The organism is Rhizobium sp. NZLR1b, from assembly GCF_019685155.1.
In the GTDB taxonomy this organism is placed as follows: Bacteria; Pseudomonadota; Alphaproteobacteria; order Rhizobiales; family Rhizobiaceae; genus Rhizobium.
The window spans coordinates 53,445-69,329 of sequence record NZ_JABDWC010000010.1 but is presented as its reverse complement, the minus strand read 5'-3'; the positions used below and the strand labels follow the sequence as shown (position 1 = coordinate 69,329).

Sequence of the window (15,885 nt, the reverse complement as noted above, 5' to 3'; positions counted from 1 at the left end):
TGCGCCTCGAGGGCGGAACATCGCGAGCGCTGACCGTCCATCGGCAGCAGAAACCCGGCATCGCGGCCGGGTTTTCCATTGATGATCGTTCTGAGGAAATTCAGGCCGAGAGTTTCGCCAGCACTTCTTCCGAGACCTCGAAGTTTGAGTAGACGTTCTGCACGTCGTCATCGTCTTCTAGGCTGTCGATGAGCTTCATCAGCGACTGGGCCTTTTCTTCGTCCACCGGCACGTTGTTCTGGGCGCGCCAGACGGCTTTGACAGTCTCGGCGTCGCCCAGGCTCGCTTCCAGCGCTTTTGCCACCTCTCCGAGAGCTTCGAATCCGCAGGTGATGTAGTGGCCGTCTTCGTCGGTCTCGACATCGTCGGCGCCGGCTTCGATCGCGGCTTCCATCACCTTGTCGGCATCGCCGACGGACAGCTTGTAGGTGATTTCGCCGACATGGTCGAAGGAGAAGGAAACGGAACCGGTTTCGCCAAGCGCTCCGCCAGCCTTGGTGAAGATCGAACGGACGTTGGAGGCGGTGCGGTTGCGGTTGTCGGTCAGAGCTTCGACGATGATCGCCGTGCCGCCGGGGCCATAACCCTCATAACGGACTTCATCGTAGTTTTCGCCGTCGGCGCCAGCTGCCTTCTTGATGGCGCGGTCGATATTGTCCTTCGGCATGGACTGGGCCTTAGCGTTCTGGATCGCCAGGCGAAGGCGGGCGTTCATCGTCGGGTCGGGCAGGCCGGCCTTGGCGGCAACGGTGATTTCGCGCGCAAGCTTGGAGAACATTTTTGACCGCACGGAATCCTGACGGCCCTTGCGGTGCATGATGTTTTTAAACTGTGAATGGCCAGCCATGGCACCCCTGTCCACGTCATATTGTTCGGAATGGGCCGCCTTATAAGAGCGAAACGGTACCCGTTCAAGGAAAAAGCAGTTTGGAACAAAGGCGGGGGGATGACGTTTCAGGAACTCCATCCAACGGAAAGGAACGGTCATGGCAAGTCTCAGCGATGCGCAGGAACAGCCAGCACGTCAGCTCTGGGATCAGGTCAACGATGTTCATGCCGGCATGCTCGGGATTTCCGGGCTGGACATGCACATGCAGCCGATGGCGCCGCATGCCGATCCCACCACCAACACGATCTGGTTCTATACCAAGACCGATGCCGACATCGTGCGCGCCATAAAACCGGGAAGCCGCGCGCATTTCTGTGTTATCGGCAAGGATCACGACTATCACGCCTGCCTTGCCGGTGTGATCGACGTGCGCCCTGACCCTTCCAAGATCGAGGAATATTGGACTTCGATTGTCGCGGCCTGGTATGATGGCGGCAAGAAAGACCCCAAGCTCACCATGCTTTCCCTCCATGTCGACGATGCCGAGATCTGGGTTTCCACAGGCAACAAGCTGAAATTCGGCTGGGAGATCGCCAAGGCCAATCTTGACGACGACAAGATGCCGGATGTCGGCATCAAGCGCCACCTGCAGTTCGCTTGATGATTTGAAGAGTGTCGCTTTAGGCCCGGGGAAAATCGCCGGGCCTTTTTACTGCACACCCTTCAGTACATAGATCAGCGGCCTTTTCGGCAGGGTGCGCATGGAGATGGTGATACTGTCATCGGGCGCATTGACGACGTCGAAATCCTTGCCGAACATTGACACGAAGGCTTCGACCGGCGGGCCGCGCCGGTGCATCGGCAGAATCAACGACGAGCGTAGCCGCTTGATGACGCGGCTCATGCTGTCGGCGCCCATGGTCAGGCCACCATCGACCGGGACCATGACGATGTCGAGGCGGCCGATCTCGGTGTAATGGGCATCCGTCAGTTCATAGTGCAGGTGGCCGAGATGGCCGATGCAAAGGCCGGCGATTTCGAAAATGAAGATGGAGTTGCCGTTTTCCTGCGAGCCGCCAAGGCCATAGCTGAAACGGATATCCGTCGGGACATTGCGGATATAGGCATCGCCAATGACGAGATTGATGTTGGCCTTCTCGCCCGGAACGTCGCTCCAGCCATGCAGCACATGCTTGATCTCAGGATCGGGCGTCAAGGTAAAGTGGCTCGTGTGCGCCTTGTTCATGGTCACGACATCGGGCATCGTTCCCGGCTTGTACCAGCCGTTATAATCTGTCGCGATGACGATGCCGCCGGGCGTGTCTATCTCGAAGGTGGAATGGCCGAGGAAGGTGAATTTGACGTCTTCGCCCTCGGAGACGGCAGGCGTTAGCGGCGTGGCGCCGGAAAAGCTTGCGAAGGTTGCCTGCGGGACGTTCTGCGCGATCGCCTGGCAGTGGCTGACGGGCGGTCGCTCACCCTGTGCCCCGGCAAGACCTGGCGCGGCGAAGGCCGCAAGGCATGCGATAGCAAGGACAAGATATTGCGGCTTCATGCCACCCCCTCCGGCGCTCTATCACTTTGAATTGGCGGCGGAAGGATGCGGCATGAGGTCGCAGCGGTCCAGACTAGGATGCTCACGATTGCGTGTGGGTCTGCGTATCGGCGCGGGGGCGGCGGGCTTAGAGCATTTCCGTTTTTCTCCAAACCACGGAAATGCTCTATCTATTTGTTTTAACACAGTTCCGGACGCAAAACTGTTGCTCACTTTTGCTGGAATTGCTCTAGCGCCAGAACTCCGGCACCGTCTCGGCCAGCCGCGGCCCGAGCCGAAGCGGCGCGATCTTTTCGGCCAGGCCGGTTCTATCGGAAATCTCCACGCCGACGCCGCAGATCGTCGCCGGGCCGTTCGCGGCTTCCATGCGGCCCTTCGGCATCTTGGAGATGAAGCGGTTGAGCGGCTCTTCCTTATCCATGCCGAGAGAAGAGTCGTAGTCGCCGCACATGCCGGCATCCGACATATAGGCGGTTCCGCCGTTCAGGATCTGTGTGTCGGCGGTCGGCACATGCGTGTGGGTGCCGACGACGAAACTGGCGCGGCCGTCGACGAAATGGCCGAAGCATTGCTTCTCGCTGGTCGCCTCTGCATGAAAATCGAAGATGATCGCATCGGCCTGCTCCTTGAGCGGGCAGGCAGCGAGGATCACTTCCGCCGATTTGAACGGGTCGTCGAGTTCCGGATGCATGAAGACCCGGCCCATGACGTTGGCGACGAGCACGCGCGCGCCATTCCTGGCATAGAACAGGCCGGAGCCGCGGCCGGGCGTGCCTTGCGGATAGTTGGCCGGCCGCAGAAATTGATCGTGCCTCCCGGCAAAGGCCACGGCTTCCTTCTGGTCCCAAACGTGATTGCCCGTCGTCACCACATCGGCGCCGGCATTGATCGTCTCCAGAAAGATGTCCTCGGTGATGCCGAAGCCGCCGGCGGCATTCTCGCCGTTGACGACGACGAAATCGAGCTTGAGGTCGGAGATCAGGCCGGGAAGGCGCTCCCAGACTGCCGTGCGTCCCGTCTTGCCGACCATGTCACCCAAAAAAAGCAGCCGCATTCCCTATCCAATCCAAGAGGCAAAAAAGCGAAGGCCGCTTTCTGTCAGGATGGCATCCAGGCTTATGTCGTGCGGCTCAGCGGGCACATGTGCCACTTCCTGGCAGTCGAATGCAATGCCGATCAGCTTCGGATGCAGGCCTTTTTGTCTCAGCCGGCTGATGGCGCGGTCGTAGTGGCCGGCGCCGTAACCGATGCGGTGGCCGCGGGCATCGAAGGCCGAAAGCGGCACGAGCATGATTTCCGGATTAAGAATGGCGGCATCCGCGCCAGGGCCGACCGTGCCGAAACCGGTATCGACAAGCGGCGCACCCTCCGCCAACTCGCGAAAGACGATGGTCTGTCGATCGAGGATCGCCGGCACGCAGAGCCGCGCACCGCGCACGGCAAAGCGCGCCATCAGCGGCCTGAGATCAGCTTCCGAACGGATCGGCAGGAAGCCGGAGACAATTGTGCCCAGCGCAAAACCAACCGCTTCGCCTGCATGTTCAGCCATTGCGAGACTCTTGGAGGCGCGTTTCTCGCCCGGGATGGCGTCGCGTGCGGACAGCCGTTCGTTGCGCAGCTGTGCTTTCAGTTGTTGAGCGGTCATTCGATCTACCGGTATGAGAGATTGACCGAGCATAGACGCCTGGATGTCCGATGCAAATGCCGGATGCGACAGTGCTGCGCCCGTTTCACGCCCTGTCGGCGGGATGCGGCCGGAGGTCAGATGACGATGCTTGTCGGTATTGTCGCGGTGCCGGTGGATAAGCCTGCCATATCAGGCACGGCGTTGGCCCCGCCCTGCCAGTCCTGCTGCCGCAGGTCGTGCATCGCCTTTTCGAGCAATTGCCTGAGTTCGCGCACGACCGCCTTGAACGCTTCCATCGTTTCTCGGTCATCGGACGAGATGCCCGAGGATTTTGGCGCGTCCTCGGCGGTGCTCTCATAGGCCTCGCGGGCCTGGGCGGCGTCGACCGGTTCCTGCGATCCGGTCGCGGTTTTTTCTGAGACATCCGTCAGTGCAGCCTCAGTCCCGCTCGTCGCGGCGGCTGTTGCATCCGTGGTTGCGTCCACCGGAGCGACTGCTGCAGGGCTGCCGGTCGCGGCGGCCGATGCGAATTCTGAAGCGGCGGTGCCGACCTTGCGCGCCAGTTCGGCGGCCAGACGGGCGACCACCTCGGGCGGCATATTGGAGCTGCGCAGCATCTCCAGCTGTTGCTTTGCCTCGTCGAGCTTGCGTTGTGCCTTTGTCTTGGCTTCGTCCCCGGAATTCGCCAAGGTCTGCCGCATCTGCTGCAGCGTCTGGGTGCTGCGCTGCAGCTTCAGCACACCCTGATCGGTCTCGTTTCCGGCGGCAGACATTGCTGCAGCAGAAGGCGTGCCGCGCAAGATGATGGAGGCAGACGTAGTTGCGACCTGCATGAACAATCCCCGACAGCCCGATTGCAATTCGGCGCATCCTGCAACGTCAGACTTGCGTGGACCTGTGTTCTGGGGCCGCCCGTAGGGCCGCGGCGAGCCGTTGCATCGTTTCTTCAAACAGCGTTGCTCCGCCCGGCAACCAGCCGAGCGCGCGGATTTTCGCCGTGCTCATGCGATTGAGCGCCACCCTGTCGGCGGGGGGCGGCAGCACGTGCCGACAGCCGGTCTCGCGCCGGATAGGCGAAAGAATATCGCGCGTGTCGACTGATATGTCCGAGACGTTGAAGACCTCGCCGGAGATGCGGGTGCTTTCCGTCTCCAGCATCAGCCGTACCGCACGCCCGAGGTCGCGGCCGTGAACTTCCGTTCCTACACGCGAAACAACCGCCCGGCCGGCGAGATAATCGGCGGTAAGCCCGTCCCATTTGTTCGGCGAGAGATCGCCGTAGATCCCGGTCGCCCTCAGGCTCACGCCGGCAAAACCCGGCGTGGAGAGGTGGGCAAGCGCGCGTTCGGCATCGAGCTTGACCTGGCCGTAGAGCGTTTCGGGCTTGGCCAGCATGGTTTCCGCCAGCTCGGTTCCCTCGGGATGTTCGCCATAGGCGGCGCGGCTGGACAGGAAGACGCAGCGGCGTGTGCCGGCGCGTTTGGCGGCTTCGAAAAGCCGGACGGTGCCGTCGAGGTTCAGCCTGTGGAAATTCTTCGGATCGTCGCCCTCGCCGCCGCGATATTTGCCCGGAACATGGCTCAAGGCGGCGTGGACGAAGAAATAGGCATCGTCGAAAACACCGATCTGATCCTTGTCGGGATCGAGCGAAAGCGGTGCGAAATCGACCGGGCGCGAGAAGAGGCGGGGCAGCGGCGCACAGCGCCCTCCGACGATCACCTGATATCCGCCAGCCAGCAGCTCCTCGACGACATACCGGCCGACGAGACCCGTTCCGCCAGATACCAGTACCTTCATGCTGCCCCTTCCGGATTATCCAGCGCCGTGATCTCGGGCACATCGCCGTCATCGTGGAAACGGTGCCACAAATCGATCAAGGGTTGTAGTCGCGCTGCCTTGGGATGATCCTTTTCCCACGGTTTTTCATATTGGTAATGCAGGATCGAAATGTTCTTCCAGTCCCAAAGCTCGGGCATGGTGAACCATACATATTGCAGCATGTTGAAATAAACAGGCAGGCCGTGCCAATCCGGGAAGAAAGTCTCGAGAAACGTCTGATCGGTGCGCCGCCAGAAAACGTCTGCCGTGTCGAGCCTTTCGAGCATGTGCCGGAATGTGTCGTGCGACGGCGTGGCGACGAAGACGCCGGAATTCATGCGGCGAAAGTCGGCGAGGTTTTCATAGACATTCGGGGCGGCGGAGAATTCCGGATAGTGGAAGAGCCTGTCGACGTTCTTCAGTACGAGGGCGTCTGCATCGATGAAGACGCAGCGCTCATATTCGACAAGCTGCCACAGCCTGAGCTTGCAGAAATTGTCGAGCGGCGAATGAAAATCCGGTTTGCGGCCCTTGGTGAAGGGGGCCGCCGAATGGAGCTGGCCACGGGCATGGCGTTCGTTGAAGGCAGCTGACAGCGGCAAATGCTCGACCTCGATCAGGCGGCAGTCGAGGGTTTTGAGCGGGACGAGGGCGGTGGCATCGACGCCGCCGGTGTGGAGAACGACGATGTCGGCGGTGGTGTCGGTGCGGCGCAGCGAATTCGCCAAGGCGGTGGCGCCCATGGCGTAGTCGGCGTTGGTGACGAGGGTGATATAGGCGAAATGGGCTGGTTTTTCGCTGGCGCTCGTCATGTCGCCGCTCATGATACCGACTTCAGCCGCTTGCCTTCGGGATCGTGATTGATCGTCGCGGCGATGTCCTTGGTCCAGGCGGAGACGGCCGGCACGCGCGAGCGGTCGACGCGATAGGCGAATTTCTTCGCGACATCGACGATCTCGCCGAGCAGGCCCGCTTCCAGCGTGATCGGTTCGAGGCCGAGATCGCGGAATTTTTCGTTCCGGACGATCAGCTCGTTCTCGGCAGCTTCCTTGCGCGGGTTGGGCAGCCAGGCGATCTCGGCGCCGCTGATCCCCGCGATCATCTCTGCGAGGTCGCGCACCCGGTGGGTTTCGGTCATCTGGTTGAAGATCTCAACGCGCGCGCCGCGAGCCGGCGGGTTCGCAAGCGCCAGCTCGATGCAGCGCACCGAATCCTGGATGTGGATGAAGGCGCGGGTCTGGCCGCCGGTGCCGTGTACCGTCAGCGGATAGCCGATCGCCGCCTGGATCAGGAAGCGGTTCAGCACCGTGCCGTAATCGCCGTCGTAGTCGAAACGGTTGATGAGCTGTGCGTGGCGGCGCGTCTGTTCGGTATGGGTGCCCCAGACGATGCCCTGGTGCAGATCGGTGATCCTGAGACCATCATTCCTCGCATAGAACTGGAAGAGAAGCTGATCCAGGCACTTGGTCATGTGGTAGATCGAGCCGGGGTTGGAGGGATAGAGGATCTCCTGGCTCACCGTCTCGCCGCCTTGAGTTTCGATGCCGACCGGCAGGTAGCCCTCTGGGATGGCAGCGCCGACCGTCGAGTAGCCGTAGACGCCCATGGTGCCGAGATGGATGAGATGGGTATCGAGATTGAGCTCGGTCAGCGCGTTCAGCAGGTTGTGCGTGGCGCTGACATTGTTGTTGACCGTGTAGTTCTTATGGCGGTCGCTCTTCATCGAATAGGGTGCGGCCCGCTGCTCGGCAAAATGGATGACGGCATCCGGACGGTGTTCGGAAAGCCAGTTCTTCAGCAGTTCGTAGTCCTTGGCGAGATCGATCAGATTGAAGTGGATGCGGCGTCCGGTTTCGACATGCCAGATGCGGGTGCGCTCCTGGATCGAATCCATCGGTGTCAGCGACTGAACGCCAAGTTCCGTGTCGATCCAGCGGCGTGAGAGATTGTCGAGGATATGAATGTCATGTCCGGCATCGGAGAGATGCAGCGACGTTGGCCAGCCAATGAAACCGTCTCCGCCCATAACCGCAATCTTCATCACATCGTCTCCTTATCGGTCACTCAATGTCGGGAATAGTTAGGAATTATGACAATCATTCAATGCTTGCCTGTCAGGAAGCGTTGCGCCAAAGAGGGCACCTCAGTTTGGAGAAAATTATGACGGAGCGCCCTTTTTCCATTTCGGGAGAGCTGACCGAGGCCGGGCATCGCCTTGTCCAGCGGGTCTATTATGAAGATACGGATTTCTCCGGCCTGGTCTATCACGCCCGCTATCTGCATTTCCTGGAGCGTGGCCGCACCGATTATCTGCGTTGCCTCGGCGTCGAGCAGCGCGAACTCGTCAGCGCCGACGAGGAGGGCCTGGTCTTCGTCGTCCACCGCATGGAGATCGACTTCAAGAGCCCGGCGCGCATGGACGATGTGCTGACGATCCTGACGCACACGGAAAAGGCCGGCGGCGCCAAGATGGTGCTCAATCAGCAGATCCGATCCGGCGAGACGCTGCTGATTGCCGCCAAGGTGATCATCGCCGTCATCAACGCCAGAGGGCGGCCGCGGCGGCTGCCGGAAACGCTGGCGGTGAAATTCCTGGAAGGCAGCACGCCGCTATAGCCGCGAATCGCCCGGAATTCGGGCTTGTAAAAACTTGATCTTTATGTGAAGGAATTCCCCGCGCCGCAGGATGAGCGCTCTTTCGGCAGCCGGATCTTGCTCCGGTCAAGTAGTCCATGGGATGAAATCTTCCAAACACAGGCTTGCTGTCACAGTCCGGCACTAACGATCTATTAACCATAATAGTGTCTTACTGGGAAAGTCGGAGTTTGTGCGGTGCACGCCTTCCTTTGACCAAATTTGACGGCAAGAAGGCGGAAGATGAGCTTGGAAGCTTGACCAGGGCTTTGGGCGGCGGCCACCGGACACTTCTTGCGAGATCAATTTGTGCCGCCCGGTCCAGCACCGGGCGTTTGGATTCGGGGATTTTGGATCAATGGAACAAGTAGGATTGGCAGCAGCAACGACGGACGTCAGCCTCTGGTCGCTTTTCATGCAGGCCGGAATCGTCGTCAAGCTCGTCATGCTCGGGCTTATCGCAGCCTCGGTGTGGACCTGGGCGATCGTTATCGACAAATACCTGGCCTATGGCCGCGCACGGCGCCAGTTCGACAAATTCGAACAGGTGTTCTGGTCGGGCCAGTCGCTGGAAGAACTCTATCGCTCGCTGTCGGAGCGCAACAATACCGGGCTGGCATCGATTTTCGTTGCGGCCATGCGGGAATGGAAGAAATCCTTCGAACGCGGCGCCCGCTCACCGATCGGCCTGCAGATGCGTATCGACCGGGCGATGGACGTGACGCTTGCCCGTGAGACCGAATTTCTCGGCGCCCGCCTTGGATCGCTGGCAACGATCGGTTCGGCCGGCCCGTTCATCGGTCTCTTCGGCACGGTCGTCGGCATCATGACCTCGTTCCAGGCGATCGCAGGTTCGAAGTCGACCAACCTTGCGGTTGTCGCACCCGGTATCGCCGAAGCGCTGCTTGCCACCGCGATCGGTCTCGTCGCCGCTATTCCGGCGGTTATCGCCTACAACAAGTTCTCTGCCGATGCCGGCAAGCTCTCGGGCCGCATGGAAGGTTTCGCGGATGAATTCTCCGCCATACTTTCGCGCCAGATCGACGAGAAGCTACAGCCGCGCGCTGCCGCTCAGTAACCAACGGAGTATACTGACATGGGTATGGCTGTTGGAGGCAATGACGGCGGGGGCGGCAGACGCCGCCGTCGCGGCGGTCGGAACAGGGCCGTAATCTCCGAGATCAACGTGACGCCGCTCGTCGACGTCATGCTCGTGCTTTTGATCATCTTCATGGTCGCGGCACCGATGATGACCGTTGGCGTGCCGATCGACCTGCCGGAGACGCAGGCCAAGGCGCTGAATTCCGAGACGCAGCCGATCACCATCTCCGTCAAGAACGACGGCGAAGTGTTCCTGCAGGAAACGGCGATTCCGGCCGCCGAGATCGCCGCCAAGCTCGAGGCGATCGCCACCACTGGTTACAACGAACGGATCTTCGTGCGCGGCGACGCGACAGCGCCTTACGGCGTCATCGCCGACGTCATGGCCCGTATTCAGGGCGCAGGCTTCAAGAATATCGGCCTCGTGACGCAGCAGAAGAAGGACCAATAGCGTTCAAGATGAAGACCAGCGTCGTCACATCTGCTGTTCTGCACTGCCTGGTGCTTACCTGGGCGATGGTGTCGCTCAGCGCGCCGGAATCCTTCAAGGTGGAGGATTTCGAGGCGATGCCGGTCGATCTGGTGCCGGTGGAATCCATTACCCAGATGCAGCAAGGCGACAAGAAGGCTCCGAAGAAGGAGACTTCCGCACCCGTGCCGACGACACGTCCGCCGATCGCGCAGCCGGCCGAGAACGCCGGCGACAACAATGTCGACCTGAAGACGCCGCCCGTTCCGAACGCCAAGCCCAGCAATAGCGAGGCTGCCGCGGCGAATTCGAGCGACAAGCCGATGCCGAAAACCGATCCAAAGCCGAATGATGTCAAGGATATCGTCAAGGAGGAAACGGAGGTCGAACAGCCGAAGGAGGTCGCTTCCATTCCGCCGCCGAAGCCCGTCGAAATGACGCCGCCGAAGCCCGAGGAAAAACCGCCGGAAGAGCAGGCCAAGCCGGAGGAGCCGCCGAAGCCCGATGCCGAGGCGCTGCCGGACAATGTGCCGACACCTGTCGCCAAGCCGCAGGTGAAGCCGCCGGAACCGCAGAAGCCGGCCGAAAAGCCGCCGGAAAAGACCCCGGACCAGCCGAAAACCGCCGACACGCCGACCGACAAGAAGAAGGCGGACAAGAAACAGGAAACAGCGAAGTCCGCTTCATCGATGAAGAGCGACTTCAATGCCGACCAGATTTCGATCTTGCTGAACAAGACCGATCCTTCTGCCGGGGGCGCCAAGCGCTCGACGCAGGAAGCATCGCTGGGCGCGAAGAAGAGCAACGGCGGCTCGAAACTCAGCCAGAGCGAAGAAGATGCGATGCGCAGCTTGATCGAGGGCAATTGGCTTGTCACGCCCGGAATGGAAGGCCTTTCCGGCTTGGTTGTTACGGTGCATTTCAAGCTGGGCAGAGACGGCAACATCATTGGTGAGCCGGAGATAGAATCGTCTGGTGGGAGCAGCAGCGATTCGACGCGTCGTGCGCTGGAAAGCGCTGCTTACCGTGCCGTGATGAAATCGGCTCCCTCGTTTTCTTCGACTCTTCCGATGGACAAATATGAAGCTTGGAATGAGGTCGTTCTTAACTTCGATGCGAGCAGCCTGGGAATCTAGATGCCTAGGAGCCGAGCTTCCAAAGATAAATACAATGCTTGGAAGGAAGTTATCTTGCACTGTCCTACTAGCAAACTGAATTCCTGAAGTGCTGAAAGGCTTATTTGATATGGTCAAGTGTTCCCTCATCCGCGCTCTGATGGTCATTGCAGGCCTGTTTGGGGTCGCAGCCTTTACGACTCCGGCGAACGCGGTGCTTACCCTCGATCTTCGAAAAGGTAACGTTCAGCCGTTGCCGATCGCGGTGACCGACTTCCAGGGCGATATGGGCGCGCAGGTATCGCAGGTGATCGCCGCCGACTTGCAGCGGTCCGGTCTCTTCGCACCCATCAACAAAACCGCCTTCATCGAGAAGATTTCTAATCCCGACGCTTCGCCGCGCTTCGAGGACTGGAAGGTCATCAATGCACAGGCGCTGGTCACCGGCCGGGTTACCAAGGAAGCGGATGGCCGTCTTCGCGCCGAATTCCGGCTCTGGGACCCGTTCGCCGGGCAGCAGATGACCGGTCAGCAGTTCTATACGCAGCCGGAGAACTGGCGCCGCGTGGCTCACATCATCGCCGACGCGATCTACAAGCAGATCACCGGGGAAGAAGGTTATTTCGATACCCGCGTCGTCTTCGTCTCCGAATCCGGCACCAAGCAGCAGCGCAAACGCCAGCTGGCGATCATGGATCAGGACGGCTTCAACGTGCGTATGCTGACGGATGGCAGCGATCTCGTGCTGACGCCGCGCTTCTCGCCGAGCCGGCAGGAAGTCACCTACATGTCCTTTGCCAACCAGCAGCCGCGGGTCTATCTGCTGCAGCTGGAAACCGGGCAGCGTGAGGTCGTCGGCAATTTTCCCGGCATGACCTTCTCGCCGCGCTTTTCGCCGGATGGCCAAAAGGTGATCATGAGCCTGCAGCAGGACGCCAATTCCAACATCTATACAATGGACCTGCGCTCGCGCACGACGACGCGCCTGACCTCGACGGCTGCGATCGACACTTCGCCGTCCTATTCGCCTGACGGCGCGCGCGTCAGCTTCGAAAGCGACCGCGGCGGAAAACCGCAGATCTATGTGATGAATGCCGATGGCTCGGGCCAGACCCGCATTTCCTTCGGTGACGGTTCCTATTCGACGCCGGTCTGGTCGCCGCGCGGCGATCTCATCGCCTTCACCAAGCAGGCCGGCGGCAAGTTCTCAATCGGCGTGATGAAACCGGATGGTTCCGGCGAGCGTATTCTGACGACCGGCTTCCACAATGAGGGCCCGACCTGGGCGCCGAACGGCCGCGTGCTGATGTTCTTCCGCCAGGCGGCAGGCGCAGGTGGTCCGCAGCTCTATTCGATCGATCTGACCGGTTACAACGAGCAGCTTGTGAAGACGCCGAGCTACGGTTCCGACCCCGCTTGGTCGCCGCTTATGGAGTAGGCAATGCGCTTCTGCCTTCATGTCGTCCCAAAGTCATGGAATCGAGCGACCAAGGGACAAATCAGTAATTCGTTAACCATAATTTTTGAGGGGCGGTTAACCGAGTGCGGTTACTGTCCGGAAACCCTGATGAACCCGCAAGGAGACCGGCCATGAGCCGAATTCATACCCCGGCAATGAGCCGCATGCAGAATTTCGCCCGCAATCCCGTCATGATCGCGCTTATCGCCGGTCTCGCGCTCGCGAGCTGCGCCAAGAAGCCGCCGAACAGCCCCGGCGATATTGGCCTCGGTGGTGGCGCGGGTGGCGCTGCAACGCCGGGCTCTGCCCAGGACTTCACGGTCAATGTCGGCGACCGCATCTTCTTCGATACCGACTCCTCGTCGATCCGCGCCGATGCTTCGCAGACGCTCGACCGTCAGGCCCAGTGGCTCGGCCGCTACCCGAACTACCAGATCACCGTCGAAGGCCATGCCGACGAACGCGGTACACGCGAATATAACCTCGCACTCGGTGCCCGCCGTGCGGCTGCCGCCAAGGATTATCTCGCTTCGCGCGGCGTTCCGGCGCAGCGCCTGAAGACGATCTCCTACGGTAAGGAACGTCCGGTTGCCGTCTGCGACGATATTTCCTGCTGGTCACAGAACCGCCGCGCAGTCACGGTTCTCGGCGGCGCCGGCATGTAATTGCCGACTTAGTTCGCTTTCGGAAGGCGGTCCCATCAGGGGCCGCCTTTTCTTTTTGACCACACTTTGGCCAGACTCCGTTGCTTTTTGACAGCAATTGGAAAAATCTCCTGTTCGTGTCATCGAGGCGCGAAGAATCACTGGGACAGGACGATACATATGAAGAAACTTGTCGTGGCAGGCATGCTGTGCCTCGCGGCCGTGACCGGGAGCGAGCGGACGGCCTATTCGGCCTCGTTGTTCGGGCTGCATCTTGGCGGCCGATCCGCGGAAAACCAGCCGGCACCGCCCGTCATCAAGGTGCAGAGCGGCGATGCCGAGGTCCGCGTGCAGCAGCTCGAAGAGCAGCTGCGACAGCTAAACGGCCGGATCGAGGAGATGAGCTTCCAGCTGTTGCAGATGCAGGAGACGATCCGCAAGCAGCAGGAAGACAATGAATTCCGCTTCCAGCAGTTGGAAAAGACGGGTGCCAGCGGCGGCGGTGCCAAGGCTCCTGTCAAGAAGAGCGAGACCGATGTCGCTCCGGCAGCCTCCGGCGGCGATGACATCGCCAAGGTGATCCAAGCACCGCAGGGAGCCGAAACGGCTCCCTCCACCAACGTGCCTGCCAATAGCCGCCTCGGCCAACCGCCGAAGGAGCTCGGCTCGATCGATTTCGATCAGAAGGGCAATGCGATCGGCGGAACTGTCGATGAAAATGCGGGAATCGGCTCCGGCCCGGTTCCCAATACCGCTAATCCGCAGCAGACCGCTTCGCTCGGTGGTGAAGCGGACCAGTACAAGTCGGCCTATGGTCACGTCTTGTCCGGCGATTACAGCACGGCCGAACAGGAATTCACCCAGTACATCACCCGCTACCCGAGCAGTGCGCGGGCGGCGGACGCCAATTTCTGGCTTGGCGAAGCGCTCTATTCGCAGGGCAAGTACAATGAGGCGGCCAAAACCTTCCTCAATGCGCACCAGAAATACGGCACGTCAGAAAAGGCGCCTGAAATGCTGTTGAAGCTCGGCATGTCGCTTGCTGCGCTCGACAATACCGAGACGGCCTGTGCGACGCTGCGCGAAGTCTCGAAGCGTTATCCCAAGGCTTCGCGCGCCGTCATAAGCAAGGTTGCGAGCGAACAGAAGCGCCTCGCCTGCTAAGGTCTTCCGGCATGTCTCCGGAAGCCCGATCGCCGCAAGAGGCGATCCTCCAGTTTCTCACCTCGCTTCAAAGCCCCGCACGCATTCTCGTCGCGATATCGGGCGGCAGTGATTCCACCGGCCTGCTTCTCCTCCTCGACGAAGCCGTGAAGGCCGCGCCTCATCTCAAAATTTCCCTGTGCGCTGCGACCGTCGACCATGCATTGCGCGCCGGCTCCGAAGACGAGGCGCATGCAGTCGCAGCCCTCTGCACTTCGCGCGGCATTCCCCACACCATCGCGACCTGGCAGGGCGACAAGCCGAGAACCGGCATCATGGCCGCGGCCCGCGAGGCACGTTACAGCCTTCTGGCCGAAGCGGCGGCAGCGCTTGGCGCCGATCTCATCGTTACCGCCCATACGCTCGGCGATCAGCGCGAAACACTTGCCATGCGCGGCATGCGAACGGACCAGGCCTCGACCGGCATTGCCGATGCGGTGCTCTTCAACCGGCATTTTTGGGTCCTGCGGCCGCTTCTCTTTTCCAGCCGGGCGGATATCCGCTCTTTCCTGAAAGAGCGGGGCGTGCCGTGGATCGACGATCCGAGCAATGAGGATGTGAAGTACGAGCGCGTGCGAATCCGCCGGCAGCTGTCGGCCGGTGCGGGTCCGGAGAAAAATATCCGCAGGGCCTGGGAAGAGCGACTGGCGCTTTCGGCCAAGGCCGCGGAATGGCTGGACCGTCATTTCAGGCTTCACGGCGGCCTGCTCGGGCAGGTGATGCCTGACGGGTTGCGGCGGGATCGGGCAGTCCTCGACTATGCGCTCGGCCGTCTGACAGGCGTTTTCGGCGGGCAGCCGTTTGCCCCGGGGAGGGCGCATATGGAGCGTATCCTTGCATTTGCCACCGGCAGCCAGCCGGCACGGATGACCGCCGGCAGGGTGGTGTTCGATCTCAGGCGTGACGGGCTTTATCTCACACGCGAAAGCCGGGGGATTTTGCCGCTGGTGTTGCGGCCGGGAGAGGCGGGTGTTTGGGATGGGAGGTTTTTTGTGCGCAACGGAGTGGCCAGACCAATCGTCGTCGAGGCCGCATCACACTCCCCCTCATTCCTGTCCCTCGGGTCAAGCCCGAGGACAGGAATGAGGGAACATCATTTTGAGCACCTTCCCAAGGCGGCATGGAACCGCGCCATAGCCTCAGCACCGGCTTTATCCGCCGAAGGAGCGCTTTTATCTCAGGAATATGCCCGCATGGTCGACCTCACGCCCTATTTCGCACCGTTCGACCGCTTTTTGACACGATTTGATTTCATCTTTGCCGATAGGCTTTCGGCGGTTTTCGTAACGGCGCCCTATCCGAGGCCGCCTTTAAGAAGTATTGACGGAAAAACCATCTGACCTGGGGGATCGCCTTGGCAATCGCACGGCGCAACCCTATGTTAGAAGCGAATAAGACGGTCGCCATGAGGCGGCTGTTCCAGTGCTGGGG

17 protein-coding genes are annotated in these 15,885 nt (G+C 60.7%); 9 read left to right on the top strand and 8 right to left on the bottom strand.

Annotated features, from left to right (window positions below; genetic code table 11):
• Positions 1 to 100 precede the first annotated feature (100 nt).
• Positions 101 to 847: a YebC/PmpR family DNA-binding transcriptional regulator gene (locus HJB84_RS16480; protein ID WP_207581675.1), complete on the bottom strand. Its 747-nt coding sequence runs from the start codon at positions 845 to 847 to the stop codon at positions 101 to 103.
• A 139-nt stretch (positions 848 to 986) separates the two neighbouring features.
• Here HJB84_RS16480 and HJB84_RS16475 point away from each other — a divergent pair, with 139 nt between their 5' ends.
• On the top strand, positions 987 to 1,490 hold the full coding sequence (locus HJB84_RS16475; protein WP_207581674.1) for a pyridoxamine 5'-phosphate oxidase family protein: 504 nt from the start codon (positions 987 to 989) through the stop codon (positions 1,488 to 1,490).
• 48 nt (positions 1,491 to 1,538) lie between these two features.
• Here HJB84_RS16475 and HJB84_RS16470 read toward each other — a convergent pair whose 3' ends face one another.
• From HJB84_RS16470 to HJB84_RS16440, 7 genes are all read right to left on the bottom strand, one after another.
• Positions 1,539 to 2,384 carry an MBL fold metallo-hydrolase gene (locus HJB84_RS16470; protein ID WP_207581673.1) on the bottom strand — a complete coding sequence of 282 codons (846 nt, stop codon included), beginning with the start codon at positions 2,382 to 2,384 and terminating at the stop codon, positions 1,539 to 1,541.
• 229 nt (positions 2,385 to 2,613) lie between these two features.
• Complete coding sequence (locus HJB84_RS16465) at positions 2,614 to 3,438, bottom strand: TIGR00282 family metallophosphoesterase (protein ID WP_164008083.1); 825 nt, start codon at positions 3,436 to 3,438, stop codon at positions 2,614 to 2,616.
• A gap of 3 nt (positions 3,439 to 3,441) precedes the next feature.
• A complete protein-coding gene (locus tag HJB84_RS16460) occupies positions 3,442 to 4,029 on the bottom strand; it encodes a 5-formyltetrahydrofolate cyclo-ligase (protein ID WP_221116386.1) in 588 nt (195 codons plus the stop codon).
• Positions 4,030 to 4,145: 116 nt separating this feature from the next.
• The gene (locus HJB84_RS16455; protein ID WP_207581671.1) at positions 4,146 to 4,844 is read right to left on the bottom strand and encodes a hypothetical protein; all 699 of its coding nucleotides are present in this window, start codon (positions 4,842 to 4,844) and stop codon (positions 4,146 to 4,148) included.
• A 46-nt stretch (positions 4,845 to 4,890) separates the two neighbouring features.
• Positions 4,891 to 5,808 (bottom strand): NAD(P)-dependent oxidoreductase, encoded by a 918-nt coding sequence (locus HJB84_RS16450; RefSeq protein ID WP_221116385.1) that lies wholly within the window; start codon positions 5,806 to 5,808, stop codon positions 4,891 to 4,893.
• Positions 5,805 to 6,641 (bottom strand): glycosyltransferase, encoded by an 837-nt coding sequence (locus tag HJB84_RS16445; RefSeq protein WP_221116384.1) that lies wholly within the window; start codon positions 6,639 to 6,641, stop codon positions 5,805 to 5,807. Before HJB84_RS16445 ends, HJB84_RS16450 begins: the two co-directional genes overlap by 4 nt.
• Positions 6,642 to 6,649: 8 nt before the next feature.
• Positions 6,650 to 7,870, bottom strand: coding sequence for an NAD-dependent epimerase/dehydratase family protein (locus HJB84_RS16440; RefSeq protein WP_221116383.1), 1,221 nt, complete (start codon positions 7,868 to 7,870; stop codon positions 6,650 to 6,652).
• 119 nt (positions 7,871 to 7,989) lie between these two features.
• Between HJB84_RS16440 and ybgC the strand changes: the two genes are divergently transcribed.
• The 8 genes from ybgC to tilS all read left to right on the top strand — a co-directional run bounded on the left by ybgC (position 7,990) and on the right by tilS (position 15,794).
• Positions 7,990 to 8,445, top strand: coding sequence for a tol-pal system-associated acyl-CoA thioesterase (ybgC, locus tag HJB84_RS16435; RefSeq protein WP_012758853.1), 456 nt, complete (start codon positions 7,990 to 7,992; stop codon positions 8,443 to 8,445).
• A gap of 376 nt (positions 8,446 to 8,821) precedes the next feature.
• Complete coding sequence (gene tolQ / locus HJB84_RS16430) at positions 8,822 to 9,541, top strand: protein TolQ (protein ID WP_221116382.1); 720 nt, start codon at positions 8,822 to 8,824, stop codon at positions 9,539 to 9,541.
• An 18-nt stretch (positions 9,542 to 9,559) separates the two neighbouring features.
• The gene (gene tolR, locus HJB84_RS16425; RefSeq protein ID WP_207581667.1) at positions 9,560 to 10,015 is read left to right on the top strand and encodes a protein TolR; all 456 of its coding nucleotides are present in this window, start codon (positions 9,560 to 9,562) and stop codon (positions 10,013 to 10,015) included.
• Positions 10,016 to 10,023: 8 nt separating this feature from the next.
• Entirely contained in the window at positions 10,024 to 11,169 is a 1,146-nt protein-coding gene (locus HJB84_RS16420; protein WP_221116381.1) for a hypothetical protein, read from the top strand.
• 109 nt (positions 11,170 to 11,278) lie between these two features.
• Positions 11,279 to 12,586, top strand: coding sequence for a Tol-Pal system beta propeller repeat protein TolB (gene tolB / locus HJB84_RS16415; protein ID WP_207581665.1), 1,308 nt, complete (start codon positions 11,279 to 11,281; stop codon positions 12,584 to 12,586).
• Positions 12,587 to 12,738: 152 nt separating this feature from the next.
• Positions 12,739 to 13,272: a peptidoglycan-associated lipoprotein Pal gene (gene pal / locus HJB84_RS16410; RefSeq protein ID WP_221116380.1), complete on the top strand. Its 534-nt coding sequence runs from the start codon at positions 12,739 to 12,741 to the stop codon at positions 13,270 to 13,272.
• A 159-nt stretch (positions 13,273 to 13,431) separates the two neighbouring features.
• Positions 13,432 to 14,415 carry a tol-pal system protein YbgF gene (ybgF, locus tag HJB84_RS16405; RefSeq protein ID WP_221116379.1) on the top strand — a complete coding sequence of 328 codons (984 nt, stop codon included), beginning with the start codon at positions 13,432 to 13,434 and terminating at the stop codon, positions 14,413 to 14,415.
• An 11-nt stretch (positions 14,416 to 14,426) separates the two neighbouring features.
• A complete protein-coding gene (gene tilS / locus HJB84_RS16400; RefSeq protein WP_221116378.1) occupies positions 14,427 to 15,794 on the top strand; it encodes a tRNA lysidine(34) synthetase TilS in 1,368 nt (455 codons plus the stop codon).
• The last annotated feature ends 91 nt before the right edge of the window (positions 15,795 to 15,885 follow it).

Coding starts and splice junctions, on each gene's coding strand:
- ybgC (WP_012758853.1), top strand. CDS start 7,990: ATGACGGAGCGCCCTTTTTCCATTTCGGGAGAGCTGACCGAGGCCGGG.
- HJB84_RS16470 (WP_207581673.1), bottom strand. CDS start 2,384: ATGAAGCCGCAATATCTTGTCCTTGCTATCGCATGCCTTGCGGCCTTC.
- HJB84_RS16445 (WP_221116384.1), bottom strand. CDS start 6,641: ATGACGAGCGCCAGCGAAAAACCAGCCCATTTCGCCTATATCACCCTC.
- HJB84_RS16475 (WP_207581674.1), top strand. CDS start 987: ATGGCAAGTCTCAGCGATGCGCAGGAACAGCCAGCACGTCAGCTCTGG.
- tolR (WP_207581667.1), top strand. CDS start 9,560: ATGGGTATGGCTGTTGGAGGCAATGACGGCGGGGGCGGCAGACGCCGC.
- HJB84_RS16440 (WP_221116383.1), bottom strand. CDS start 7,870: ATGAAGATTGCGGTTATGGGCGGAGACGGTTTCATTGGCTGGCCAACG.
- tolB (WP_207581665.1), top strand. CDS start 11,279: ATGGTCAAGTGTTCCCTCATCCGCGCTCTGATGGTCATTGCAGGCCTG.
- pal (WP_221116380.1), top strand. CDS start 12,739: ATGAGCCGAATTCATACCCCGGCAATGAGCCGCATGCAGAATTTCGCC.
- HJB84_RS16480 (WP_207581675.1), bottom strand. CDS start 847: ATGGCTGGCCATTCACAGTTTAAAAACATCATGCACCGCAAGGGCCGT.
- tilS (WP_221116378.1), top strand. CDS start 14,427: ATGTCTCCGGAAGCCCGATCGCCGCAAGAGGCGATCCTCCAGTTTCTC.
- HJB84_RS16450 (WP_221116385.1), bottom strand. CDS start 5,808: ATGAAGGTACTGGTATCTGGCGGAACGGGTCTCGTCGGCCGGTATGTC.
- HJB84_RS16455 (WP_207581671.1), bottom strand. CDS start 4,844: ATGCAGGTCGCAACTACGTCTGCCTCCATCATCTTGCGCGGCACGCCT.
- HJB84_RS16420 (WP_221116381.1), top strand. CDS start 10,024: ATGAAGACCAGCGTCGTCACATCTGCTGTTCTGCACTGCCTGGTGCTT.
- tolQ (WP_221116382.1), top strand. CDS start 8,822: ATGGAACAAGTAGGATTGGCAGCAGCAACGACGGACGTCAGCCTCTGG.
- HJB84_RS16460 (WP_221116386.1), bottom strand. CDS start 4,029: ATGACCGCTCAACAACTGAAAGCACAGCTGCGCAACGAACGGCTGTCC.
- ybgF (WP_221116379.1), top strand. CDS start 13,432: ATGAAGAAACTTGTCGTGGCAGGCATGCTGTGCCTCGCGGCCGTGACC.
- HJB84_RS16465 (WP_164008083.1), bottom strand. CDS start 3,438: ATGCGGCTGCTTTTTTTGGGTGACATGGTCGGCAAGACGGGACGCACG.